A 23,141-nucleotide genomic window follows, 5' to 3' on the forward strand; every position below is an offset into this window, starting at 1 on the left:
GGCCGGTGCCTGGCGTGGACATCCGTGGATAGCGTGATCGGAGACAAGGTGCCTCGGCGGACGCTCGACTCATTGGTGACTCAGGTCGCCTCCGAGCTGATGGGTGTCGACGCCACGACCATGGCCGAGGCGACCGAGCGGGTGCTGGCCCAGCTGGTCGAATACTTCGACGTCGACTTCAGCTACGTGCGCCACACCGATCGCGAACGCAGAGCGTCGCTGCTGATCGCCGAGTGGCCGCACCGCCCACAGGTGCCGGATCCGGATCCGCTCGAGGTCGTCTACTTCGAGGGCGCCGATCCGGTGTTCCGCGCGTTCGAGCACGGGACCGAGCCGATGATCGCGCGCCCGACGCCGGAATTCGCCGACTATCAGGAGACGATGCGCCGGGCCTCCGGCATCCCCGTTGTCACCACGGCCGCGGTCCCGCTGCTCTCGCGCGGCGAGTCGACCGGCGTGCTCGGCTTCATCAAGACCGGCGATCGGCAGTGGAGTACCCGCGAGCTCAACGTGCTCAAGGCGATCGCCGCGCTGTTCGCCCAGCTGCAGGCGCGGGTCGTCGCCGAGGAACGGCTGCGCTACATCGCGCTGCACGACGACCTCACCGGCCTGGCCAACCGCCGCGCGCTGCTCGAGCACATGGACGAGCGGCTCGCGCCGGGCAGCCCCGGCCCGGTGGCGGCGTTCTTCCTCGACCTCGATCGCCTCAAGGCGCTCAACGACTTCCTCGGGCACACCGCGGGCGACAACTTCATCCGCACGTTGTCCTCGCGGCTGCGCGAGCACCTCGACCCGGACGACATGATCGCGCGCCTCGGCGGCGACGAGTTCGTCATCGTGCCCGCCAAACCGATGGACGCGGTCGCGGCCGAGGAGGAGGGCACCCGGATCCAGCAGCTCATCGGGCGCCGGGTCACCGTCGGCGGCGAATCGGTCAGCCGGGCGGCCAGCATCGGCGTCGCCGTCGGCATCCCCGGTGAGACCACCGTCGCCGATGTGCTGCGCAGGGCCGATCACGCGCTGCTCTCGGCGAAATCGGGTGGCGGCAATGGCGTTGCGGTGTTCACCGACGCCATGCGTGCCCAATTCGAACTGCAAGACGATGTGGAACTCAACCTGCGCGGCGCGGTGTCCGACGGCTCGCTGCTGCTGCACTATCAGCCCGAGGTGGATCTGCGGACCGGCCGGATCGTCGCGCTGGAGGCCCTGGTCCGCTGGCTGCATCCGACCAGGGGCCTGCTGCCGCCCGCGGCGTTCGTCACCGTGGCGGAGGCGACCAACCTGGCCGGTGAGCTCGGCCGCTGGGTGATCCGGTCGGCCTGCGCGCAGTTCGCCGAGTGGCGCAGGCGCGGCCTCGCCGCGAATGTGGTGATGCGGATCAATGTTTCGCCGGTGCAGCTGGTCAGCCTGGACTTCGTAGAGCGGATCGAGGACATTCTGCGGCTGTTCGGCATCGACGGTAGCTCGATCTGCTTGGAGATCACCGAGCACGTGGTCGTGCAGGATCTGGCGCGCACCCAGGTCACGTTGCGCGGGCTCAAGCGAATGGGCGTGCAGATCGCGATCGACGATTTCGGCACCGGCTACAGCTCGCTGTCGCACCTGAAGGCGCTGCCGGTGGACGCGGTGAAGATCGACCGCGGCTTCGTGCAGCGGCTCGGCGCCAGCACGGACGATCTCGCGATCGTGAAATCTATTATCGGGCTTGCCGGTTCGTTCGGCCTCGGCGTGGTCGGCGAGGGGGTCGAGACCGCGGTGGCGGCGCGCACCCTGGTTGGGCTCGGTTGCTATCGGGCACAAGGCTTTTTGATCGCGCGACCGATGCCCGCCGACGAAGTGGAAGCCCATCTCGCGGTCGGCCGCATCCCGCTTGACCTCGATCTGCCTCGGGCCAGTCGCGGTACCGCGGGAATTTGACCGTCGGCGCAGCGATCGCCGGTGACTGCCGAATGCGGGCACCGGCTCATTTCAATGCGACCGAACCGGGCTGACAAGCCGCTTCGCCGGGTCTTTCACGGCTGTTCATGCCGCGTTGGGCGCATCGGTCCCGAAGATAACCCGACTAGCTGCACCATCGGCGATGTGCGCATAGTTCAGCTTGCGAACTTCTACGGCCCGCGTTCGGGTGGGCTGCGCACTGCCCTGCATCATCTCGGTGAGGGATACGCGTCGGCCGGGCACGAAGTGGTGCTCATCGTCCCCGGTGCGCGCCGTTCCGAGGAGATACTGCCGACCGGCGTGGTGCGGATAACCTTGCCCGCCTTGGCCATTCCGTGGACCGGCGGCTACCGCGCGGCCGATCCGCGGCGGGTGGCCGACGTGCTCGACGGGTTGCGCCCCGACGTACTCGAGGTTTCCGACCGGCTGACGCTGCGCGGCTTCGGCCGCTGGGCCAGGCGGCGCGATGTGGCGGGCGTGATGATCTCGCACGAACGACTCGACCGGCTGCTCGGTCAGTTCATGCCACGCCAGGCCGCCCGGCGCTGCGCCGACGTGGCCAACGGGCGCACCGCCGCCGACTACGACATCGTGGTCTGCACTACCGAATTCGCGCGCGAGGAGTTCCTGCGGATCGGCGCGCCGAATGTCGAACTGGTGCCGCTCGGCGTGGATCTGGAGCTGTTCAGCCCGCGTCGGCAGGACGACCGGCTGCGCGCCGATCTTGGTGCGCCGGGCCACCCGCTGCTCGTGCATTGCGGCAGGCTGTCGGTGGAGAAGCGGGTGGAGCGCAGCATCGAGGCGGTCGCCGCACTGCGTAAGGCGGGCACCGAGGTTCGGCTGGTCGTCGCCGGTGACGGGCCGCGGCGCGAGGCGCTGGAACGGCGGGCGCGTTCGCTACCCGCCCTGGCCGGCGGGCTGGCCGCCGTGCACTTCACCGGCTTCATCTCCGAACGCGCGATGGTGGCGAAACTCCTTGCCACCGCGGATGTTTCGCTGGCGCCAGGCCCGCACGAGACCTTCGGCCTCGCCGCGCTGGAGGCACTCGCGGCAGGCACGCCGGTGGTGGCGAGCCGATCCTCGGCGCTCAAGGACATCGTGACCGCCGAGTGTGGCGCGGTCGCCGACGATCGCGGCTCCGCGTTCGCGCAGGCCGTCACCGAGGTGCTCGCGTTGCCGACGGCCGGGCGCAGGCGGGCCGCCCGCAACCGCGCCGAGCAATACACCTGGCCGCGGGCGGTGGCCGGAATGCTCGCCGTACTGGGCCGTTGACCGTCACCCCAAGTACCCTGCGGTGAGCCGATTCGAGCAATTCGAGATGGGGATGCGCAGTGCGAGGTAATGGGCGACCAGGCCGCAGGACAGTGCGAGACGCGAAGGTGCTGATCACGGGCGCGGCCAGCGGAATAGGCCGGGCCACCGCGCTGGCCGCCGCGGCGGCGGGCGCCGAGCTGGTACTCACCGATATCAACGCAACCGGGCTGGACGCGACGGTGGCCGATATCCGCGGGTCCGGTGGCGTGGTGCTCGTCGCGCAGGCCTTCGACATCACCGACTACGACGCCGTCACCGCCTTCGCCGAGAAGGTGCACGCCGCGCACGGCAGCCTCGACATCGTGATGAACGTCGCGGGCACCTCGGCCTGGGGCACCGTGGAGAACCTCGAGCACAAGCACTGGCGGCGAATGGTCGACGTCAACCTGATGGGCCCGATCCACGTGATCGAGAACTTTGTGCCGCCGATGGTGCGGGCGGGCAAGGGCGGTTCGCTGGTCAACGTCTCCTCGGCGGCCGGCCTGCTCGCGCTACCTTGGCACGCGGCTTACAGCGCGAGCAAGTACGGCATCCGCGGCGTCTCCGAGGTGCTCCGGTTCGACCTGGACCAGCACGGCATCTCGGTGCACCTGGTGGTGCCCGGCGCGGTGGACACGCCATTGGTGCACAGCGTCGAACTGGTCGGTGTCGACCGGGAGTCGCCGAAGATCCAGCGACTCACCCAGTCGTTCACCAAGCACGCCGTGTCGCCGGAACACGTGGCCGCCTCGATCCTGCGCGGCGTCACCCGCAACCGGTTCCTGATCTACACGTCCTTCGACATCAGGTTCGGCTACTGGTGGGCGCGAAAGTTCGCGCTGCCCTACGAGATCGTGATGCGCCGCGCGAGCGCCCGCTTCAGCCGGTTGCTGGCCGCGCGGAGCAGTTGAGCTGCACGTCGAGCACGCGGGCGCCGGGACCCTCGGTGCCGAGCCGGTCGTGTTCGTTGACGAGTTTGCAGCTGCCGAGTGACAGGCAGCCGCAGCCGATGCAGCCGGTGAGGTTGTCGCGCAACCGAATCAGTTGAGTGATGCGGTCGTCGAGGTCCGCGCGCCAAGTGGTGGAGAGCGTCTCCCAATCGCGCCGCGTGGGGTTGCGCCCCTCCGGCAGCTGATCGAGCGCGTCGCGAATTTCACTGAGCGGTATGCCGACCCGCTGTGAGATACGGATGAAGGCGACCCGCCGTAATGTCTCTCGCGCATATCTGCGTTGATTCCCGCTGGTCCGGCGGCTGCTGATGAGTCCCTCGCGTTCGTAGAAGTGCAACGCGGAAACTGCTACTCCGCTACGCTCGGAAAGCTGCCCGGGGGTCAGCTCCTTTGCTCGCCAATCGGCTGTCGACATGCACGCTCCTCCATTCCCCTCAACAATACTTGAGGTTAGGGTGCGCTCGGGGAAGAATCGGCCAACGGCAAGTCGGCCCGATAATCCGGTAGCGAGCGACTTCACACGCGGCAAGACGGCAACGAAGGCCCGAATTACGTGCTCTTGTGGCCGCGGCGAACTACGGTCTGAGCATGGGAGCAGACGCTGTGCCCGCGCGGCACGGAGAGGACTCGGACGCGGACGGGCTGGACCCCGACAGTTCGGGCACGCGGTTGACGGTGACCTCCGAGGTCGGCACGCTGCGTACGGTGCTGCTGCACCGGCCCGGCGACGAACTGCGCAGGCTCACCCCGCGCAATAACGACCAGCTGCTGTTCGACGGCATTCCGTGGGTGGAGCGGGCGCAACAGGAGCACGACGCGTTCACCGGTGTGCTTCGGGAGCGCGGCGTCGAGGTGCTGCTGCTCGCCGACCTGCTCGCCGAGACCCTCGCGGTCAGCGGCGCCGCCCGCATCCAGGGCATTTCGGCCGCCGTGGACGCGCGCAGGCTCGGGCATGCACTGGCCGACCAGCTCGCCGCCTTCCTGCGCGGCGTGCGGGCCAGGGACCTGGCCAACATCCTGATGGCCGGGATGACCTTCGACGAGCTGCCGTTCGGGCCCGACGCCACCTCGCTGGTGCGGCGGATGCATCACGGCGCCGACTTCGTCATCGATCCGCTGCCCAATCTGCTGTTCACCAGGGACTCTTCGTTCTGGATCGGGCCGAGGGTCGCGATCACCTCGCTGGCGCTGCCCGCGCGGATCAGGGAGACCTCGCTCACCGATCTGATCTATGCCTTCCATCCGCGCTTCCTCGGCGTGCGCCGCGCCTACGAATCGCACACCGCGCCCATCGAGGGCGGCGATGTGCTGCTGCTCGCGCCGGGCGTCGTCGCGGTGGGCGTCGGCGAACGCACCTCGCCCGCGGGCGCGGAAGCGTTGGCGCGCAGCCTGTTCGACGACGACCTCGCGCATACCGTGCTGGTCGTCCCGATCGCGCAGAACCGGGCGACGATGCATCTGGACACCGTCTGCACGATGGTGGACAGCGACGCGCTGGTGATGTACCCGGCGGTGCGTGACTCGTTGTGCGCGTTCACCATTCAACGCGAAGACGATTACAGCGCGCGCAACGGCGACGGCAAGGTGGCGATGAGCGGACCCGATCCGTTCCTGGTCGCCGCGGCCAAGGCGATGGGCATCGACAAGCTCCGAGTGATCGACACCGGGTTGGACGGCGTTACCGCCGAACGCGAACAGTGGGACGACGGCAACAACACGCTCGCGCTGGCGCCGGGCGTGGTCGCCGCCTACGAGCGCAACGAGATGACCAACGCACGCCTGGAAGACGCGGGCATCGAGGTGCTGCGCATCCCCGGCTCCGAATTGGGTTCCGGTAGAGGCGGACCCCGCTGTCTGTCCTGTCCACTCTCCCGGGATGAGTTGTGATCCAATCATGTTCAACATCACCGTGTCGCATGAGTCGGCTGTCCCGCCCTACGAGCAGTTACGCATGGGCATCATCGCCAAGGTGCGCTCCGGCGAACTGACCGCGGGCACGAAGATCCCCACCGTGCGGGCGCTGGCCGCGCAACTGGGCCTCGCCCCCAACACGGTGGCCCGCGCCTACCGCGAGCTGGAGGCCGACGGCGTCGTCGAAACCCGGGGCAGGCAAGGCTCTTTCATCGCCTCCTCGGGCGACCCGACCCGTGATGTCGCGGGCCGCGCCGCCACCGCCTACGTGTCAACGGTCCGCCGCCTAGGCCTCGACGACGCGGCCGCGCTGCGTTATGTCCAAGCGGCACTAGAAGGTTAGCGCCAGCTGGGGAGCCAGAGGTGGTCGTGCCAGTTGCCCGGTGTGATGGGCAGTGCGGTGAGGATCGGCCAGAGCCAGATGAAGTTGGCGATCACCAAGCCGAGGTACAGGCAGACCGCGAGCAGGCCGAGGGCGTGTCGTTCGTCGGGGGAGACCGGGAGGTAGGTGCCGGCGGGACTGCGCGGCACCGGTATTCGACGGGACGGGCCGAGGATATCGCCGAGCACCAGGGCCACGCCCATCACCAGGAACGGCGCGAGGGCGACGGCGTAGAAGTAGTACATCTGCCGGTCCAGGGTCAGGAACCAGGGCAGCAGCGCCGCGCCGTAGCCGACGAGCACCGCGGCGTACCGCCAATCGCGGCGAACCACGCTGCGCCACACCATCCACGCGATCACCGGGAAGGCGAGCCACCAGATGGCGGGGGTGCCGATCAGCATGACGGCCTTGACGCACTGGGTCTGCCCGCAGCCGCTGACGCCGTTGTCGGCGTAGTAGTAGAGCATCGGCCGCAGACCCATCGGCCAGGTCCATGGCTTGGATTCCCACGGGTGATGGTTGCCCGCGGAATTGGTCAGGCCCTCATGGAATTCCAGGGCTCTCGCGCTGAAATACCAGAGCGAGCGCAACGCGTCGGGGACCCAGCTGAAGTATCCACCGGTGCCGATCGGCTTCGTCGGGGCGGACGGGTTGCCGACCATGTACCGATCGATGCCGGTCTCGCTGGCGAACCAGGCCCAGTAGGTGCCGAGATACACCCCGAGCGGCACCAGCACCAGCGCGTACAGCGCGGGTCCGACATCGCGGATCCCGGTGCCGAACCACGGGTTGCGCACGCCGTATGTGCGCCGCGCCGCCACATCGAAAAGGACGCTGAGCAGGCCGAAGGCGATGATGAAGTAGACGCCGGACCATTTTGTCCCGCAGGCGAATCCGAGCAGCACCCCGGCACCGAAGCGCCACCAGCGCACGCCGAGCCGAGGACCCCACGGGGTCTCGTCGATCCGGCCCTCGGCATCGGCCCGCGCCAGCCGGGCCCGCACCTCGTCGCGGTCGACGATCAAACAACCGAAGGCCGCGGTGGCGAAGAACGCCAGGAAGATGTCGAGCATGCCGATGCGCGAGGACACGAAGGTGGTGCCGTCGGCGATCAGCAGGATGCCCGCGATCGCGCCGATCAGGGTGGACCGCGCCATCCGCCGCACGATGCGGATCACCAGCAGGATCAGCACGGTCCCGACCATCGCGGAGGCGAAGCGCCAGCCCCAGCCGTTGTAGCCGAACATCGCCTCGCCGATCGCGATGAGCTGCTTGCCGACCGGCGGATGCACCACCAGCCCGTAGCCGGGATTGTCTTCTACCCCGCCACCATTGAGCATCTGCCAGGCCTGCGGCGCGTAGTGCTTCTCGTCGAACACCGGGGTGCCCGCGTCGGTCGGATAGTTGAGCATGGTGAACCGCGTCACCGCGGCGATCGCCGTGAGAAACGCGGTGACCAGCCAGCCGCGCAGCGTATCGGTCGGCCCGAAATCGGGGGATGGCCGCCGCGGCGCGGGGCCCGACCGGGAGGGCACGGCCCCGAACGGAGCGGTCGCGCGCTGGTCGGTCACCTGTGTCACGCTCCGATCGTATGCTGTGCGAGCGCTCAGGTCCCGCAGCGGTGACCCCGACACAGTGTGAATCTCATAGCACGCGGCCCGCCGCTCAGTGGTCACGATCACATACCGAACAGCGCCTCGCGCGCGTGGTCGAGTCGGGCTGCGAGGGCGGAAGGGGCGAGTCGATAGGCTGCGGAGGTTCGGTGCGTGCCGGGCGTGGTCGAGACGGGAGTGCGGTGGCGGACGAGGCGACAGGGCCCGGCAGGCTGGTGCTCGCGGCGACGCCGATGGGCGACATCGGCGACGCGTCGCAGCGGCTGCGCGACGCGCTCGGTTCGGCCGACATCGTCGCGGCCGAAGATACCCGGCGCACCAAGTCGCTCGCGAAGTCGCTTGGGGTGGCGATCACCGGACGGGTGGTCAGCTTCTACGACCACGTGGAGATCGCGCGGATTCCGGCGCTGCTCGACGACATCGAGGCCGGGCGCACGGTGCTGCTGGTGACCGACGCGGGCATGCCGTCGGTCAGCGACCCCGGCTATCGGCTGGTCGCGGCTTGCGCTGCGCGGGACCTGCCGGTGACCTGTCTGCCCGGTCCGTCGGCCGTCACCACGGCGCTCGCGCTGTCCGCCCTTCCGGTGGAACGGTTCTGCTTCGACGGCTTCGCGCCGCGCAAGGGTGGTCAGCGCCGAGAGTGGTTGCGCACCTTGGCGACCGAGTCGCGCGCCTGTGTCTTCTTCGAGGCACCGCACCGCCTCGCCGACTGCCTGGCCGACGCCGTCACGGTGCTGGGCCCGGACCGCCGCGCCGCCGTCTGCCGCGAACTCACCAAGACCTACGAGGAGGTCATCCGCGGCACCCTCGCCGAGGTGGCCGCCTGGGCCGTTGACGGCGCCCGCGGCGAGATCACCGTCGTGCTCGAAGGCGCGCAACCCATATCCGCCGATCCGACCGATCTGGTCGAGGAGGTGGAGGCGCTGACCGCCGACGGCATCCGGCTCAAGGACGCCTGCGCGCAGATCGCGGGCGCGAACGGCGTCTCCCGCAACGAACTCTACGACGCGGTGCTGGTTGCCCGCCGTGCGAGCGAGGACTGACCAACTGTCGTAAAGGCTTGGCGCACGCGCCATGGTGCGCGCCGCGGCGACGCGGCATGATCGTCCTATGAGTTCTCTCGAAAGCAAGGCCAAGGCATTCCTCGCGCTGCACCGCCCCGGCGATCCCGCCGTGCTGCCCACCGTGTGGGACGCGTGGTCGGCGAAGGTCGCGGTGGAGGCCGGGTTCGCGGCGCTCACCGTGGGGAGTCATCCCGTTGCCGACTCGATCGGCCGTACCGATGGTGAGGGCATGACCTTCGCCGAGTCGCTCACCAGGGTCCGGCAGATCACCGAGGCCGTCGAGGTGCCGGTGTCGGTGGATATCGAGTCGGGCTACGGTCTGGAGCCGGCCCAATTGATCGAGGGGCTGCTCGAGGCGGGTGCGGTCGGCCTCAACATCGAGGACACCGTGCACAGCGAGGGCAAGCGGCTGCGCTCGGCGCAGGAGCACGCCGACCTAGTGCACGGTCTGCGTCAGTTCGCCGACGCGGCCGGGGTGCACGTGGTGGTCAACGCCAGGACCGACATGTTCATGCGGCAGGACGGCGACGAGGCGGACCGGGTCGACCGCGCCATCGAGCGGCTGCGTCTCGCCACGGAGGCGGGTGCCGACGTGCTGTTCCCGGCTGGCGCGCAGGGTGATGCCGATGTGCGCCGCCTGACCAGCGAGCTGACCCTGCCGATCAGCATGGTCGGCCTGCCCGACAAGTCCGACAAGGCGGTGCTGGCCGACCAGGGCGTGGCCCGGATCAGCTTCGGCCCGTTCCTGCAGCGCGCGCTGACCACCGAGATCGAGCGCCTGCTCGCCCGCTGGAAGTAGCTCGAACGGTTTCAGGCGGGCAGTCCCAGTGTCGCGCTGACGAACTGGACGAACAGGGGAATCAGCGCGGGGACGCGAGCGGGACCGTCGGACACGATGACGCGACGGGTCCGCTCGCCGATCGCGTCCGGGATCAGCGCGATCAGGTCGTCGGACACCTCGGGTAGCGTCGGATCCGCTTGGCGCGCTTCGTCATAGAACAGGCGGTACAGTGCGGCGAAGCGGTCGACGGCCAGGTCGCGGTAGTCGACGGCGGCCTGATTCACCTTGAACGATTCGACGAGCACCAGGCGGGCGAAATCCGGTTCGGCGGCAACGGTTTCGCAGAACGTGCCGACGATCGACTCGATCCTGGCGTGCGCGCCGGCTGCCGGCGTGAGCTGTGCCAGCTCGTCGGCGATCCGGGTGGCCACGATATCGACGCCGGTGTGCACCGCCTCGACGAAGCACTCTTCCTTGTTCGCGAAGTGTTCATAGAAGGTACTGCGCGAGACCCGTGCTCGGGCAACGATATCGGTGAGCGTGGTACCGGAATATCCCTTGCTGTCGACACATTCGACCATCGCCTCGATGAGTCGTCCGCGCTGTGAGACCAGGACGGCATCGCGGGCCGCCCGGTGTCGGTCGGCAAAGGTGTTCTGCGGCATAGGTGTCGAGTCGGTCGCCTGTTGTCGGCGCATGGGTGCCCTCCCTGTTCGGCGAACATGAACATCGGTAACCCAGCATTATGCGACTGTGCGCCAGCGGGATACGCGCCGGTGCGGCACAACCGACTCGGACGGACGGTGCCGCGCTATTCCATGATCCGGCAGTGGGACGGCACGGTGCGCCCGGTCAACGCGAACGCGGCACGGGCGCAGCCTGATTCGGCGCCGCCCGGCCGCGTAGGTCGAGTGCTCGAGCCGCGCGGATCAGTCCTTGGGCTCGATGAACTTGGGGTACACCGGTTCCGGCGCGGGCAGTACCACACCCGGCACGATCGGCGTCGCGATGTCGGCGAACGTGCGATCCTGCTGACCGAGCTGATCGAGGATCTTGCTCGCCGAAGCGGGCACCACGGGCTGCACCAGGATCGCGACGATCCGCAGCACCTCGAGCGTCACGTACAGCACCGTCGCCTCGCGGGCCAGATCATCCGGCGTACCGGACTTGGCCAGCGCCCACGGCGCCTGCGCGGAGAAGTACTTGTTCGTCTCGCCGAGGGTCAACCAGATCGCCTCCAGCGCGAGATGCATTTGCTGCGCGTCGTATTCGGCGCGGCAGCGGTCGAGCAGCCCGTTCGTCAAATCGAGCAGCGTGCGGTCGGCGTCGGTGAACTCACCCGGCGTCGGCACCACGCCGCCGCAGTCGCGCGCGACCAGCTTGGTGCTGCGCTGCACCAGGTTGCCGAACTCGTTGGCCAGGTCGGAGTTGATCCGGCCGACGATCGCGTCGTGGCTGTAGCTGCCGTCCTGACCGTAGGAGATCTCGCGCAGCAGGAAGAAACGCACCGCGTCGACGCCGTAGGTCTCGACCAGTTCCAGCGGGTCGACCACGTTGCCGACCGACTTGGACATCTTCTCGCCCTTGTTGTACAGGAACCCGTGCACGAAAACGCGTTTCGGCACCTCGACGCCGACGGACAGCAGGAACGCCGGCCAGTACACGGTGTGGAACCGGGTGATGTCCTTGCCGATGATGTGCACGTCGGCGGGCCAGAACTTCTGGAACGCAGCCGATTCCGTGTCCGGGTAGCCGACACCGGTGATGTAGTTGGTGAGCGCGTCCACCCACACGTACATCACGTGTTCGGGGTGTCCGGGCACCGGCACACCCCAGTCGAAGGTGGTGCGGGAGATGGACAGATCCTTCAGCCCCGCCTTGACGTAGCTGACGATTTCATTGCGACGCGTTGCGGGCGCGATGAATTCGGGATGCTCCTCGTAAAGCGCGAGCAGCTTGTCCTGGTAAGCGGAGAGCTTGAAGAAGAAGTTCGACTCCTCGGTCCAGGTGACCGGCGTCTTCGACTCGGTGGAGATCCGCGTGCCGTCCTCGAGCAGCGTGGTCTCCTCCTCGGTGTAGAAGGCCTCGTCGCGCACCGAGTACCAGCCCGAGTAGTTGCCGAGATAGATGTCGCCGTTGGCGAGCATCCGCTCCCACAGCGCGACGCAGGCCGCCTGGTGGTCCTCGTCGGTGGTCCGGATGAACCGGTCGAGGGAGATGTCGAGGGTCTTGTCCAGCGCCTCGAACACGTCGGAGTTGCGGCTCGCGAGCTCCTCCACCGGGACGCCCGCCGCCGCGGCCACCTGCTGCATCTTCTGACCGTGCTCGTCGGTGCCCGTCATGAAGAAGACGTCGTAGCCGTCGAGCCGCTTGAAGCGGGCGATGGCGTCGGCCGAGATGTACTCGTACGCATGGCCGATGTGCGGCGCACCGTTCGGGTAGGCGATGGCCGTGGTGATATAGAAGGCGGGGCGGTCAGCTTCGCTCATGGTGTGTCTACTGTAATGGCCGTGGTTTCCTCACTTCACGCGAATATCCGCCTAGTCGATTCGCTGGTCACCTCGGCTCTGCCGACCGGTGCCGATGCCACTGCGTGCGGCGGTCTTCGATGAGTAAGCGTCCGGCGCCGGACCTGCCGGAGCCGCTCGCGCCCCTCATCGACGCGCACACCCACCTCGATGCCTGTGGCGCCACCGACGCGGCCGCCACCGCCGTGATCGTGGACCGCGCCGCCTCGGTCGGCGTCGGCCAGGTGGTCACCGTCGCCGACGACCTCGCCGCCGCGCAGTGGGCCGTACAGGCCGCGCACTGGGACGCCCGCGTGTACGCCGCGGTCGCACTGCACCCGACCCGCGCCAACGCGCTCGACGATGCCGCGAAGGCCGAACTGGAACGCCTCGCCGCCGACCCCCGCGTTGTCGCGATCGGCGAGACCGGTCTCGACTACTACTGGTCGGGCAAGCTGGACGGCTGTGCCGACATCGAGACGCAGATCGAGGGCTTCCGCTGGCACATCGACCTGGCCAAGCGGCTGGGTAAGCCGCTGATGATCCACAATCGCGAGGCCGACCACGATCTGCTGACGGTGCTGCTGGACGAGGGTGCGCCGGCCACCGTGATCTTCCATTGCTTCTCCTCGGACACCAACATGGCGTTGGCCTGCGTTGCCGAGGGTTATGTGCTGAGTTTTTCCGGCACGGTGAGTTTCAAGAATGCGCATGAGCTGCGCGAGGCCGCCAAAGTCGTGCCGGACGAGTTGATTCTGGTCGAAACGGACGCACCGTATTTAACGCCGCATCCATTCCGTGGTGCGCCCAACGAATCGTATTGCCTGCCTTATACCGTGCGCGCTCTGGCGGAACTGCGCGAAACGGACGCGGCCGAATTGGCAAAGATCACCACGGCAAACGCGCGACGCGTCTACGGAATCTGAGCAATCCGCTATTTTCCGGCAATTTGAGTACCCGTAAGGGGCCTGGATATGCGGGGTGTGTCCTAGGTCACAGTGGTCGGTATATTTCGTGATCAACCTGCGGTAGCGATATCCGTTCGTGATATTGAAAGACCCAGCTGAAGCAAGTGAAGGTTGTCTACCCCCAAACCCCTCGTTATCGTACTGTGACCATGGCCCATCCGTCACCTGACCGCCGCCCCTCGCGGGATCACTCCGCGATGCTGTGGCCACTTGCGCGAATCAACCACTCTCGATCGCCGCTGCTGTATGCGGCGGTCGGCGCGCTGTTGATGACACTGATCGTCGGCGCCGGGCTGGCGATCGTGAACCGGAAGACGGTGACGGTCGTCGTCGACGGTGAGAAGCGCGTCGAGACGACGATGTCGCTCAACGTCCGCGGCGCGCTGCGGGCCGCCGGGTTCGCCGTGACCGAGCGCGACCGGGTGGCCCCCGCGCTCGCCGCGAAGATCGGCGACGGCGCCACCATCACGCTCAACCGGGCACGTGAGGTCAAGCTCATGGTCGACGGCCAGGCGCGCACGGTATGGACCACCGGCCTGACCGCGGGCGAGGCGCTCGAGCAGTTGAGCCTGCCCAAAGAGGTGTACGTATCGCCCGCGCGCGACGAGAAGCTGCCGCTGGAAGGCGCCGCGCTGAATGTCGCGACGCCGCGATCGGTCTCGCTGCTCGATGGCATCGGCGCACCGGTCGACGTCCGGCTCGCCGCCCCGACGGTCGGCGAACTCCTTGCGGTGGCGGGCATTCCGCTGATCGAGCAGGACACCGTCGAGCCCGCCGCGTCCACCCCGCTCACCGATGGCACGCGAATCACGGTGACCCGCAAGCGAATCGAGAAGCGGACCGAGACGCTGCCGCTCGACCCGCCGGAGAACGTGATCGAAGACCCGACCATGAACATGAGCCGCTCGGTGGTGGAAACCGAGGGTGCGCCCGGCGTCCAGGACGTCACCTTCGCGGTCACCATGGTCAACGGCACGGAAGTGGACCGCAAGCCGATCGCGTCCACCGTGACGGTGACCGCGCAGCCGAAGACCGTCCGCAAGGGCGCCAAGCCGGGCACCGAGGTGCCGCCCGTGCGCGACGGCTCGACCTGGGACGCGCTGGCCCGCTGCGAATCCACCGGCAACTGGAACATCAACAACGGCAACGGTTACTACGGTGGCATCCAGTTCGACCAGGGCACCTGGGAGCGCCAGGGTGGCACGAAGTACGCGCCCCGCGCCGACCTGGCGACCCGCGAGGAGCAGATCGCCATCGCCGAGATCACCCGGGCCCGGCAGGGCTGGGGCGCATGGCCCGCCTGCACCAGTCGCCTCGGCCTCAGCTGAGCTGTGCGCGCGGTTACTGCGCGGAACTTCTCGGTGTTGCCTTCGATTCGCTAGCCGGTCACGCTGAGCTGGCAGTATCTCGCTGATCTGTACACTCGTCCAGGTTTGTGGCGGTGTGGGTCGGGTCAGTGAGGTGTGGTCGATGAGGGTTGTTCAGGTGTGCAGGCGTGCGGTGGCCGTGGCCACGATGTCGGCCAGTGCCGCGTTGTTCGTGAATGTCGCACCGGCACAGGCGGACACCGCGGGGACGCTGATCGCGGTCGAAGCGCAGCCGGACGGATGGCACGGGGTATCGGGCGGCTCGGTGCTCGAATACTGGATGCGCGGCTCGGACGGCACCCCGCGGCAGGCCAGCGGCGCGCTGTTCGTCCCGCCGGGCCCGGCGCCCGCGACCGGCTGGCCGGTCATCGCCTACGACCACGGCACCAGCGGCCTCGGCGCCGGCTGCGGTGGGCAGTCCGATCCGGCAGGCCATCCGTACCAGCAGATTCGGTCCAAAGAAGACCAGCTGATCCAGGGCCTGCTCGCGCAGGGCTTCGCCGTGGTCGCGCCCGACTACCTCGGGCTCGGCCGCTTCGACACCGGTCCGCACCCGTACCTGGAGATCGCCACCGAGGCGAGCGCCACCATCGACCTGCTACGCGCCGCCCGCGCCACCAACCCCGATCTGTCGCGTACCTGGGCCGTGCTCGGTGTGTCGCAGGGTGGTCAGGCCGCGCTCGGTACCGGCCACCGGCAGGCCGTCGACGCACCCGATCTCGACTTTCGCGGGACTATCGCGATCGATCCGGAATCCGACGTGGAGAAAATTCTGCCGCTGGCCGGGCCGGTCATCCCCACGATTCCTGGCAACGACGGCGCGCTGAGCTTCTTCGTCAGCATCCTGGCCGGCCTGCGTGCGGCCCGTCCCGACGTGCACGTCGACCAGTACCTCACCCCGCAGGGGCGCGCGGTCCTCGACCGCGTCGGTACCCAGTGCCTGGACGGCATCATCGACACCGTGCACGGCCTAGGCGTCGGCGACCTGCTCGCCAGGCCGCTCGCCGAAGAACCCATCCGCTCCGCCCTCGACGCCTACCTCACCGTGCCGACGTCCGGCTACAACGCCCCGATCCTGTTGCTGCTCAACCTCACCGACACCACCGTCCCCGCCCCGCTGCACGCCGCCCTCGCCGCCCAGCTCGCCGCCAACGGCGTCGACTTCCACACGGTCACCGGCACCGGCAAGCACACCCAGCTCAACCCCGCCATGCAAGCGGCCATCGACGCCTTCCTCGACCGCATCAAAGCCACCCCGTCTCAGTAGTAGGGACAACCCCGCGAGTTGATAGGTTCTTCAGGTGTCCGAACCCGAAGTTGCCGCTCGTGGGAGTGCCGCGTTGCTCGGGCCCGCCGAAGTGCGGGTGCTGGCCGAGCGGCTCGGCGTGCGGCCGACCAAGCAGCTCGGGCAGAACTTCGTGCACGACGGCAACACCGTGCGGCGAATCGTCGCGGCGGCGGGGGTCGGGCGCGACGATGTGGTGCTCGAGGTCGGGCCCGGCTTGGGTTCGCTGACGTTGGCGCTGCTCGACGTGGTCGATTCGGTGGTCGCGGTCGAGATCGATCCGGTGCTCGCCGGGCACCTTCCGGTCACCGTCGCGGACCGCGCGCCGGAGCTGGCCGACCGCCTGACGGTGGTCGAGGCCGACGCGCTGCGCGTCACCGCCGCGGACCTCCCGGTCGCGCCGACCGCGCTGGTCGCGAACCTGCCGTACAACGTGGCGGTACCGGTGTTACTCCACCTGCTCGCCGAATTGCCAAGCATCGCAGTCTCTTTGGTGATGGTGCAGGCGGAGGTCGCCGACCGCCTCGCCGCTGCCCCCGGCAGCCGCACCTACGGCATCCCCAGCGTGAAGGCGGGTTTCTTCGGCACCGTCCGCCGCGCGGGCGCCGTCGGCACCCAGGTCTTCTGGCCCGTCCCGCGGGTCGACTCCGGCCTGGTCCGCGTCGACCGCTACCCCGAACCACCCTGGCCGATCGACGACGCCCATCGTCGCCGCGTCTGGGAAGTCGTCGACGCCGCCTTCGCCCAACGCCGCAAAACCCTCCGTGCCGCCCTCGCCGGCTGGGCCGGTTCCCCCGCCGAGGCCGAACGCCGCCTCCTCGCCGCCGACATCGCTCCCACCGCCCGCGGCGAAACCCTCGACACCGCAGCCTTCGTCCGCCTCGCCGCCCAGGGTTAGTCCGAGCCGCCGACAACGGCATTGCTCGATGCCGCAACTACCGGAAGAGAATTCGACGACCCGGGTTGACGTGTGCGCTCGTGCGGGCGCCGAGCTCAGCGGTTGGTTGGTCGAGCGGGGGCTGACAGCGCAGCCGCCATCTCCACTCATGGTGTACGGCGAAGATCTGCCCGGAAATCGCGCGATGCTGCTGGCACCTTTCACCCAGGCGCTCGGTTGAGTGACCATAACTGGTTGCGGCACAGGCACTTCCGATGACTAGGCGGCACGCCAATGCGATCGCCGGCAGCGCGAGCGCCAGGCTGATCAGCAGTCGGTGGCGCAGCAGCGTGGCTGGCGTACCGGTCGGTTTGTGTTGCGGCGGAACTGAATATGTGCGCCGCGTACCCCGCATCGGCAACATGTTCTACCAGCGAATCCGGCGATACGGATTGTGGATAACGTACTTTTGCCTTTTCTGTGGCGAAGTTGACGGTCGCCGTGACACCGTCGATTCGGTTGAGCCGCTTCTCGATCCGCGCGGCACAGGAAGCGCAGGTCATCCCGCCGATCTCCAGCTCGATCGAGCGCAGGTCGGCGGGTGTGGACGTCAGTGCCCGCCACCCTGATGCGGTGCGCCGCCGGATGTGGATGGGCCTGTGGATGATTCGACCATAGTTGTTTCCATGGTGAACTCGGCGGTGTGTACCGTGCCGCCGTGCGAGAAGTCTAGATACAGCCGATATCCGCCCGCACTCGGGGCCTGGGCATGGAACGCGACATCGGGCCCCGCTGGGGTGCGACCGACTTCGCCCTCCGGATGCACGTGCAGATAGGCGAGGTCGTTCGCGCGCAACGCGACGAGATGCGCGTAGGCGCCGAGATACGGTTCGAGATCGGTGACCGGTGTGCCGTTCCGGGTGATCGTGAACCGCAGTTCACTGCCGGCCGTGCTGAGATCGCCGGTCGCGGTGACCTGGTAGCCGTCCACCGTCGCGGTTCGCGAAGGCGGCGGAAGTGGTTGCGGCTCAGCAGTTCCCGCTACGGTGACGGTCCGGCTGAGCACCAGCCCGGTGCCGTTGGCCTCCGGTAAGAAGTCGGTGAAAACGCGATACGTGCCCGGCTGTGCCCACGTCCAATCAATCGACCAGGTACCCGCCGCGTCCATCGTCGGATGCACGTGCCGATACTGCGTGGCGTCGGACCGGACGACGATCAGATGCAACTTCTTGTCGTGCTGGGTGCGGAACTGGACGACCGGCGCACCGTCGGGTCCGGTGATCCGAAAACGCAGGGCGCCGGCTTGATTCGGCTCCGTCGGCGCGGTGAGATCGGCGAGGGTGTAGCCGGAGCGCGTCTCCGACAGTCCCGTATCCGACCCGGCCGAGTGCGCCATGCCATCCGGCGCGGGCCCGGCCGGATCGCCCACCAGGGCGCCGATGCCGAGCGCGACACCGAACAACACGACGAGCGCACCGCCGAAGGCGGCGAACTTCAGCCGGTCCTGCATCAGACCGCGACCTCGTAGCCCGCTTCGTCCACGGCGGCGATGATAGCGGCATCGGCGACCGGGGCCGCGCTGTCGACCGTGACCGCGCCGCTGGTGAGATCGACGTCGACGCTGGTGACACCGTCGATCTTGCCGATCTCCGTCTTTACGGAGCTCACGCAATGCCCGCAGGTCATCCCCGTGACGGTGTAGGTGGAACTGGGCATCTCCGACTCCTTCGCTCATTCTCCATCATACGGGCGGGGGGTACCCGACAACTGCGAAGGTACCCCCGCTGGGTACTGCGCGCAAGTGGTCGAATCGCCACTCATCGCGTGCGCAACGACCGTACTGCCAGCGTCGCCGCCGTGACGAAAACCGCTCCGAGCGCGACGATCACGATCTGCGGCCGGTCGAGCGTCGCGTCACCGGCCGTCAGGTAGATCCCGACATTGATCAACCAGTGCCCGACCGCCGCGACCAGCACTCGCTGCCAGAAACCGCCGGTGCCGAGCGTGCCGAGCAATGCGGCGAACGCCATGGTCGAGACGAAGAACGACACCGCGACCACCGGGCCGGCGCCGAACGACTGCACATGCCACAGCGCCCACACCGCGCCGGTCACCGCGATCGCCACGAACCGGCGCAGTCGCGTTTCCAGTAGCGGTTGCAGGAAGCCACGCCACCCGATCTCCTCGCCGGTCGCGCCGACGAGCTGGACCACGAAGAACACCACGAACGGCACCCCGCCAACCGGGACCGCGCCGACGAGATCGTGCCCCGCCACTGCCGTCGCACAGGCGATCAAGGCGCTCAACAGCAGGCAGGCCGCCACCAGGTAGCCGAGATTCGCGCGAACCTGCCGGGTGGATACCGGTGCGGGAAACAGCGGCCCGAGAACTTTGCGGCCGATGAGCCAGGTGGCCAGCGCGCCTAGCGCGGGGGCGAATTGGACCAGCGACAACGCCGCCCGATCGATGCCCGAAACCGGTTGCAGCGCAAGCATTGCGGCCGAGCCGAGCAGGGTGGTCAGGACGTAGATACCGATGAATGTCCAGAAGATTCGGCCGGGCGGCGCCGAATTCGACTGCTCGATCCGGGCCGCGTCGGCGGCTGGACTGGTGGGAATTTCAGGCTGAGCTATCACACAAAAATCGTCACATCGTGGTGGCATTGGGCGGTTCAGTCTTCAGGGCCATTTATCGCGCGGGGCCGTCATCCTTCTGGTGCGTCCGTCCCCAGCCATACATAGCCAGTTCGGCTACCTTCTCCAGTTCCGCTCGGCTCGCCCCGTCTCTGGCGGCGTGCGACATCCCCTGCAGCACGGTGCCGATGTAGCGAGCCAGCGTCGGCGCGTCGTCGTCGGTGACCAGGACGCCCGCGTCCATATCGGCCTGAATCCGTTCCGCGAACAGCCCGAGATTCCGGCTGCGCAGCTCGCCGAGCAGGTCGGCCACCTCGCCGCTGTTCGTGTTGAGGCCCGCGCTGATCACCAGGCAGCCGCGCGGGCAGTCGGACCGGGTGTACTCCGCCGCCGCTTCGTGCAAGGTGCGCCGCATCGCCGCCTCGGCGGTCGCCGCCTCGGTGAGTGCGCGCTCGATGAAATTGCCGTACTGCGCACCGAAGCTCTTGACCGCTTCCTTGAACAGCGTCGCCTTGTCGCCGAACGCCGCGTAGAGGCTCGGCGCGCCGATGCCCATCGCGGTAGTCAGGTCGCCGATCGAGGTGGCTTCGTAGCCACGTGCCCAGAACAGCCGTATCGCCTTGTTCAACGCGGCGTCCCGGTCGAACGAACGCGGCCTGCCTCGGGTCGTGGTGCTCATCAAATCATTCTATAGCGATCGCTAGATAATGTGTTAGTGTCCCAGTTCTGTAGTGATCGCTAGAGAAAGGGGCCCGCTATGGGCGCACTGACAGGCAAGACGGCATTGGTGACCGGCGGTAGCCGCGGCATCGGCCGCGGCATCGCTGAACGGCTCGGCCGGGACGGGGCGCGGGTGGCGGTGCACTACAACGGGAACGAGCAGGCGGCCAAGGAAGTCGTCGCGGTGATCGAGGCCGAGGGCGGTTCGGCCTTCGCGATCCGTGCCGAACTCGGCGTACCCGACGACGCCGCGACGCTGTGGTCGGCCTTCGACGCGCACGCCGACGGGGTCGACATCCTCGTCAACAACGCGGGCATCGACGGCATCCGCGAACCGATCGAAGGCACCGACGAGGCGGCCTACGACGGGGTCTTCGCGGTCAATGCCAAGGCGCCGTTCTTCGTCACCAAGCTCGGCCTCGACCGGATGCGCGATGGCGGCCGGATCGTCAATCTCTCCACCGGCCTCACCCACGGCGCGTACATGCCGCAGCTGATCGCGTACACGATGACCAAGGGTGCGATCGACGCCTTCACCAGCGTGCTGGCCAAGCAGGTCGGCGCGCGCGGCATCACCGTGAACGCGGTGGCCCCCGGCATCATCGATACCGATATGAACGCCAGCTTCTTGAACAATGCCGAGACGGTGGCCGCGGTGGCGGCCATGTCCCCGCTGAAGAAGCTCGGCCAATCCGCCGACGTGGCCGATATCGTCGGATTTCTCGCCTCCGACGACGCCCGCTGGGTGACCGGGCAGTGGATCGACGCCACCGGCGGGGGGCTGCTGTAACCGAATGATTCACATCGAGTGAAAGGCCGATGTAGCGCCGCGCGACCGTCAGGGCCACCCATTAGGCTAGGGCACCGTGCTGTCAGTTGTGCCAAGCCCGATCACCGTGCGCGCGCCGTCGAAGGTGAACCTCCACCTCGGAGTCGGCGACCTGCGTGCCGATGGCTTTCACGACCTGACAACGGTGTTCCAGGCGCTGTCGCTCAGTGACGATGTGGAGATCACCCCGGCGAGCTCGCTGGCCGTGCGGGTCTCCGGCGAAGGCGCCGCCGACGTGCCGACCGATCGCACCAATCTGGTGTGGAAGGCGGCCGTGCGGCTCGCGCATCTGGCGGGCCGGGCGCCGCTGGTGGAATTCGCTATCGCCAAGGGCATTCCGGTGGCGGGCGGGATGGCGGGTGGTAGCGCCGACGGCGCGGCGGCGCTGGTAGGTCTCAATGAACTGTGGGATCTCGGACTCACTCGCGACGAACTCACCGCCGTGGCAGCCGAGCTCGGCAGTGACGTGCCGTTCGCGCTGCACGGCGGCACCGCGCTCGGCACCGGACGCGGTGAACGGTTGCTTCCGGTGTTGTCCCGCAACAGCTTTCACTGGGTGCTTGCGCTGGCCAAGGGTGGGCTGTCCACTCCGGCGGTGTTCGCGGAGCTCGACCGGTTGCGCGAGCACGGTTCACCGCCGCGGCTCGGCGAACCGCAACAGCTGATGCAGGCTTTGGCCTTCGGCGATCCGAAACAGCTTGCGCCGCTGCTTGGTAACGACTTGCAGGCGGCCGCGCTTTCGCTGAAACCGGAGTTGCGTCGTACCTTGCGCGCAGGCGTCAACGCCGGGGCGCTCGCGGGCTTGGTCTCCGGCTCCGGCCCCACCTGCGCATTCCTGTGCGAGAGTGAGGAATCCGCGGTGTCGGTGGCGGCCGAACTGGCCGGCGCGGGCGTCTGCCGCAGCATCCGCACCGCAAGCGGCCCAGTCCCCGGCGCCCGTGTCCTCACCAGCGACCCCCCCATCAAACGCTGACCGCCCAGCTTCACCCCGCCGGATCTACCAAAGGTCGCCTTCGGTCGGTCGGTTGGTTCGGCTCAGGCGATGACGTCGGCGAGACGGTCGACCTGGTCGGGGTCGGTGCCGTAGCAGTAGAGCATGACTTCGTCGGCGCCTAGGTCGTCGAATTGCTTGATGGCGGAACGGATTGCGTCGGGGGTGGTGAGCATGCCGTCGAGCATGTAGTCGGCGCGGCCGCTGAATTCGTAGTAGCCACCCATCGAGGCGCGGGCCTCGTCGATCAGGTGCTGGTCGCCGAGGACGACGTTGACCTGGGCGACGATGCGTGGCGCGCCGGAGCGGCCGTTGTCGGTCCAGGATTTGCGCACGGTGTCGAACAACCGGCCTGCCCAGGCGGCGGGGGCGGCGGCGAGAAAGCCACCGCCCCAACGGCCTACGCGTTCGAGCGCGGCGGGTTGGAAGCCGCCGAACAGGACCTCGGGGCCTGCGGGAAGCAGTGGCGCGGGGCCGATCGGCCCGCAGTCGGTGCCGTACGGCGCACCGGACCAGATGCGGCGCATGATCTCCATCTGTTCGTCCAGGCGGCGGCCGCGGGTTTTCAGGTCGGTGCCGGAGGCGATGTGATCGTCCTCGCGACCGCCGACGCCGAGGCCGAGCACGAAGCGCCCGCCGGACATCCGGTCCAGCGTCGCGGCCTGCTTGGCGAGCAGCGACGGCTCGCGCAGCGGCGCGATGAGCACCTCGGTCTGCAGCTTGATCCGGGAGGTGGCGCCCGCGGCGATGGCGAGGGCGACGAGCGGTTCGGGATTGTCGTAGACGAGCCGGTCGAGCAGGCCGAGGGTGGAGAACGGGCCCGCGTCGGCGCGGCGGGCCCAGTCGAGCAGGACGGTGGGGTCGGAGATGGGCAGACCGAGACCGACGTGCATGGGAGAACCTCCATGAGAGAAGCGAATTGGATCGTGCCGCCCTCTCACCTCCGCCTCGGAGGTGGGGCTCCCATACTGCGGCTTTATTCCGGAGAGCACCTGTTTTACTAACTTTGTTCGTAACGAACGATGTTCGTTG

22 protein-coding genes and 1 pseudogene are annotated in these 23,141 nt (G+C 68.1%); 13 read left to right on the plus strand and 10 right to left on the minus strand.

The window, feature by feature from the left end:
- The first annotated feature begins 99 nt into the window (after positions 1–99).
- The 3 genes from ACIA8C_RS01290 to ACIA8C_RS01300 all read left to right on the plus strand — a co-directional run bounded on the left by ACIA8C_RS01290 (position 100) and on the right by ACIA8C_RS01300 (position 4,142).
- The gene (locus ACIA8C_RS01290; protein WP_397130728.1) at positions 100–1,917 is read left to right on the plus strand and encodes a putative bifunctional diguanylate cyclase/phosphodiesterase; all 1,818 of its coding nucleotides are present in this window, start codon (positions 100–102) and stop codon (positions 1,915–1,917) included.
- Between the two features lie 165 nt (positions 1,918–2,082).
- Complete coding sequence (locus ACIA8C_RS01295; protein ID WP_397130257.1) at positions 2,083–3,210, plus strand: glycosyltransferase; 1,128 nt, start codon at positions 2,083–2,085, stop codon at positions 3,208–3,210.
- Positions 3,211–3,302: 92 nt separating this feature from the next.
- On the plus strand, positions 3,303–4,142 hold the full coding sequence (locus tag ACIA8C_RS01300) for an SDR family oxidoreductase (protein ID WP_397130258.1): 840 nt from the start codon (positions 3,303–3,305) through the stop codon (positions 4,140–4,142).
- On the opposite strand, the gene soxR is transcribed toward ACIA8C_RS01300, so the two are convergent.
- Entirely contained in the window at positions 4,111–4,596 is a 486-nt protein-coding gene (soxR, locus tag ACIA8C_RS01305) for a redox-sensitive transcriptional activator SoxR (RefSeq protein ID WP_150402090.1), read from the minus strand. The two genes, ACIA8C_RS01300 and soxR, sit on opposite strands and share 32 nt — an antisense overlap.
- A 173-nt stretch (positions 4,597–4,769) precedes the next feature.
- Between soxR and arcA the strand changes: the two genes are divergently transcribed.
- Both arcA and ACIA8C_RS01315 read left to right on the plus strand, forming a co-directional pair.
- Positions 4,770–6,068 (plus strand): arginine deiminase, encoded by a 1,299-nt coding sequence (arcA, locus tag ACIA8C_RS01310; RefSeq protein WP_397130259.1) that lies wholly within the window; start codon positions 4,770–4,772, stop codon positions 6,066–6,068.
- A 7-nt stretch (positions 6,069–6,075) separates the two neighbouring features.
- Positions 6,076–6,435, plus strand: coding sequence for a GntR family transcriptional regulator (locus ACIA8C_RS01315; RefSeq protein WP_397130729.1), 360 nt, complete (start codon positions 6,076–6,078; stop codon positions 6,433–6,435).
- On the opposite strand, the gene ACIA8C_RS01320 is transcribed toward ACIA8C_RS01315, so the two are convergent.
- Positions 6,432–8,054 carry a dolichyl-phosphate-mannose--protein mannosyltransferase gene (locus tag ACIA8C_RS01320; RefSeq protein WP_397130260.1) on the minus strand — a complete coding sequence of 541 codons (1,623 nt, stop codon included), beginning with the start codon at positions 8,052–8,054 and terminating at the stop codon, positions 6,432–6,434. The genes ACIA8C_RS01315 and ACIA8C_RS01320 overlap by 4 nt on opposite strands.
- A 215-nt stretch (positions 8,055–8,269) precedes the next feature.
- On the opposite strand from ACIA8C_RS01320, the gene rsmI reads away from it, so the two are divergent.
- Together rsmI and ACIA8C_RS01330 are read left to right on the plus strand one after the other, a co-directional pair.
- Positions 8,270–9,130, plus strand: coding sequence for a 16S rRNA (cytidine(1402)-2'-O)-methyltransferase (rsmI, locus tag ACIA8C_RS01325; protein ID WP_397130730.1), 861 nt, complete (start codon positions 8,270–8,272; stop codon positions 9,128–9,130).
- A gap of 67 nt (positions 9,131–9,197) precedes the next feature.
- Positions 9,198–9,950 carry an isocitrate lyase/phosphoenolpyruvate mutase family protein gene (locus tag ACIA8C_RS01330; protein WP_397130261.1) on the plus strand — a complete coding sequence of 251 codons (753 nt, stop codon included), beginning with the start codon at positions 9,198–9,200 and terminating at the stop codon, positions 9,948–9,950.
- An 11-nt stretch (positions 9,951–9,961) separates the two neighbouring features.
- Here ACIA8C_RS01330 and ACIA8C_RS01335 read toward each other — a convergent pair whose 3' ends face one another.
- Positions 9,962–10,630 carry a TetR/AcrR family transcriptional regulator gene (locus ACIA8C_RS01335; protein ID WP_397130262.1) on the minus strand — a complete coding sequence of 223 codons (669 nt, stop codon included), beginning with the start codon at positions 10,628–10,630 and terminating at the stop codon, positions 9,962–9,964.
- Positions 10,631–10,861: 231 nt separating this feature from the next.
- A pseudogene (metG, locus tag ACIA8C_RS01340) lies at positions 10,862–12,430 on the minus strand (methionine--tRNA ligase); the annotation flags it as partial.
- A 110-nt stretch (positions 12,431–12,540) separates the two neighbouring features.
- Between metG and ACIA8C_RS01345 the strand changes: the two are divergent.
- From ACIA8C_RS01345 to rsmA, 4 genes are all read left to right on the plus strand, one after another.
- A complete protein-coding gene (locus tag ACIA8C_RS01345; protein WP_397130263.1) occupies positions 12,541–13,365 on the plus strand; it encodes a TatD family hydrolase in 825 nt (274 codons plus the stop codon).
- Positions 13,366–13,607: 242 nt separating this feature from the next.
- Positions 13,608–14,735 (plus strand): transglycosylase family protein, encoded by a 1,128-nt coding sequence (locus ACIA8C_RS01350; protein WP_397130731.1) that lies wholly within the window; start codon positions 13,608–13,610, stop codon positions 14,733–14,735.
- A 142-nt stretch (positions 14,736–14,877) separates the two neighbouring features.
- Positions 14,878–16,041: an alpha/beta fold hydrolase gene (locus tag ACIA8C_RS01355; RefSeq protein WP_397130264.1), complete on the plus strand. Its 1,164-nt coding sequence runs from the start codon at positions 14,878–14,880 to the stop codon at positions 16,039–16,041.
- A 34-nt stretch (positions 16,042–16,075) separates the two neighbouring features.
- A complete protein-coding gene (gene rsmA / locus ACIA8C_RS01360) occupies positions 16,076–16,957 on the plus strand; it encodes a 16S rRNA (adenine(1518)-N(6)/adenine(1519)-N(6))-dimethyltransferase RsmA (protein ID WP_397130265.1) in 882 nt (293 codons plus the stop codon).
- A gap of 200 nt (positions 16,958–17,157) precedes the next feature.
- Here the strand turns inward: rsmA and ACIA8C_RS01365 are convergent, their stop codons facing one another.
- The 5 genes from ACIA8C_RS01365 to ACIA8C_RS01385 form a co-directional block, all read right to left on the minus strand.
- Positions 17,158–17,499, minus strand: a complete 342-nt coding sequence (locus tag ACIA8C_RS01365; RefSeq protein ID WP_397130266.1) for a cation transporter — start codon at positions 17,497–17,499, stop codon at positions 17,158–17,160.
- 47 nt (positions 17,500–17,546) lie between these two features.
- Entirely contained in the window at positions 17,547–18,446 is a 900-nt protein-coding gene (locus ACIA8C_RS01370) for a hypothetical protein (RefSeq protein WP_397130267.1), read from the minus strand.
- Positions 18,446–18,652, minus strand: coding sequence for a heavy-metal-associated domain-containing protein (locus tag ACIA8C_RS01375; protein WP_397130268.1), 207 nt, complete (start codon positions 18,650–18,652; stop codon positions 18,446–18,448). The genes ACIA8C_RS01370 and ACIA8C_RS01375 overlap by 1 nt, the downstream gene beginning before the upstream one ends.
- Positions 18,653–18,753: 101 nt before the next feature.
- The gene (locus ACIA8C_RS01380) at positions 18,754–19,572 is read right to left on the minus strand and encodes a CPBP family intramembrane glutamic endopeptidase (protein ID WP_397130269.1); all 819 of its coding nucleotides are present in this window, start codon (positions 19,570–19,572) and stop codon (positions 18,754–18,756) included.
- A gap of 52 nt (positions 19,573–19,624) precedes the next feature.
- A complete protein-coding gene (locus tag ACIA8C_RS01385; RefSeq protein WP_397130270.1) occupies positions 19,625–20,248 on the minus strand; it encodes a TetR/AcrR family transcriptional regulator in 624 nt (207 codons plus the stop codon).
- 78 nt (positions 20,249–20,326) lie between these two features.
- On the opposite strand from ACIA8C_RS01385, the gene ACIA8C_RS01390 reads away from it, so the two are divergent.
- On the plus strand, positions 20,327–21,079 hold the full coding sequence (locus ACIA8C_RS01390) for an SDR family oxidoreductase (RefSeq protein ID WP_397130271.1): 753 nt from the start codon (positions 20,327–20,329) through the stop codon (positions 21,077–21,079).
- A gap of 76 nt (positions 21,080–21,155) precedes the next feature.
- Positions 21,156–22,091, plus strand: a complete 936-nt coding sequence (locus ACIA8C_RS01395; protein ID WP_397130272.1) for a 4-(cytidine 5'-diphospho)-2-C-methyl-D-erythritol kinase — start codon at positions 21,156–21,158, stop codon at positions 22,089–22,091.
- Between the two features lie 62 nt (positions 22,092–22,153).
- Here the strand turns inward: ACIA8C_RS01395 and ACIA8C_RS01400 are convergent, their stop codons facing one another.
- The gene (locus ACIA8C_RS01400; RefSeq protein WP_397130273.1) at positions 22,154–23,002 is read right to left on the minus strand and encodes an LLM class flavin-dependent oxidoreductase; all 849 of its coding nucleotides are present in this window, start codon (positions 23,000–23,002) and stop codon (positions 22,154–22,156) included.
- Between the last annotated feature and the right edge of the window lie 139 nt (positions 23,003–23,141).

Source organism: Nocardia sp. NPDC051321 (assembly GCF_044455225.1).
Classification (GTDB): domain Bacteria; phylum Actinomycetota; class Actinomycetes; order Mycobacteriales; family Mycobacteriaceae; genus Nocardia.

What these genes read in the sequence shown, in the direction of transcription:
- ACIA8C_RS01290 (WP_397130728.1), top strand. Translation starts at nt 100, where the DNA reads ATGGGTGTCGACGCCACGACCATGGCCGAGGCGACCGAGCGGGTGCTG.
- soxR (WP_150402090.1), bottom strand. Translation starts at nt 4,596, where the DNA reads ATGTCGACAGCCGATTGGCGAGCAAAGGAGCTGACCCCCGGGCAGCTT.
- arcA (WP_397130259.1), top strand. Translation starts at nt 4,770, where the DNA reads ATGGGAGCAGACGCTGTGCCCGCGCGGCACGGAGAGGACTCGGACGCG.
- ACIA8C_RS01315 (WP_397130729.1), top strand. Translation starts at nt 6,076, where the DNA reads ATGTTCAACATCACCGTGTCGCATGAGTCGGCTGTCCCGCCCTACGAG.
- ACIA8C_RS01330 (WP_397130261.1), top strand. Translation starts at nt 9,198, where the DNA reads ATGAGTTCTCTCGAAAGCAAGGCCAAGGCATTCCTCGCGCTGCACCGC.
- ACIA8C_RS01335 (WP_397130262.1), bottom strand. Translation starts at nt 10,630, where the DNA reads ATGCGCCGACAACAGGCGACCGACTCGACACCTATGCCGCAGAACACC.
- ACIA8C_RS01345 (WP_397130263.1), top strand. Translation starts at nt 12,541, where the DNA reads ATGAGTAAGCGTCCGGCGCCGGACCTGCCGGAGCCGCTCGCGCCCCTC.
- ACIA8C_RS01355 (WP_397130264.1), top strand. Translation starts at nt 14,878, where the DNA reads ATGAGGGTTGTTCAGGTGTGCAGGCGTGCGGTGGCCGTGGCCACGATG.
- ACIA8C_RS01365 (WP_397130266.1), bottom strand. Translation starts at nt 17,499, where the DNA reads ATGACCTGCGCTTCCTGTGCCGCGCGGATCGAGAAGCGGCTCAACCGA.
- ACIA8C_RS01370 (WP_397130267.1), bottom strand. Translation starts at nt 18,446, where the DNA reads ATGCAGGACCGGCTGAAGTTCGCCGCCTTCGGCGGTGCGCTCGTCGTG.
- ACIA8C_RS01375 (WP_397130268.1), bottom strand. Translation starts at nt 18,652, where the DNA reads ATGCCCAGTTCCACCTACACCGTCACGGGGATGACCTGCGGGCATTGC.
- ACIA8C_RS01385 (WP_397130270.1), bottom strand. Translation starts at nt 20,248, where the DNA reads ATGAGCACCACGACCCGAGGCAGGCCGCGTTCGTTCGACCGGGACGCC.
- ACIA8C_RS01390 (WP_397130271.1), top strand. Translation starts at nt 20,327, where the DNA reads ATGGGCGCACTGACAGGCAAGACGGCATTGGTGACCGGCGGTAGCCGC.
- ACIA8C_RS01400 (WP_397130273.1), bottom strand. Translation starts at nt 23,002, where the DNA reads ATGCACGTCGGTCTCGGTCTGCCCATCTCCGACCCCACCGTCCTGCTC.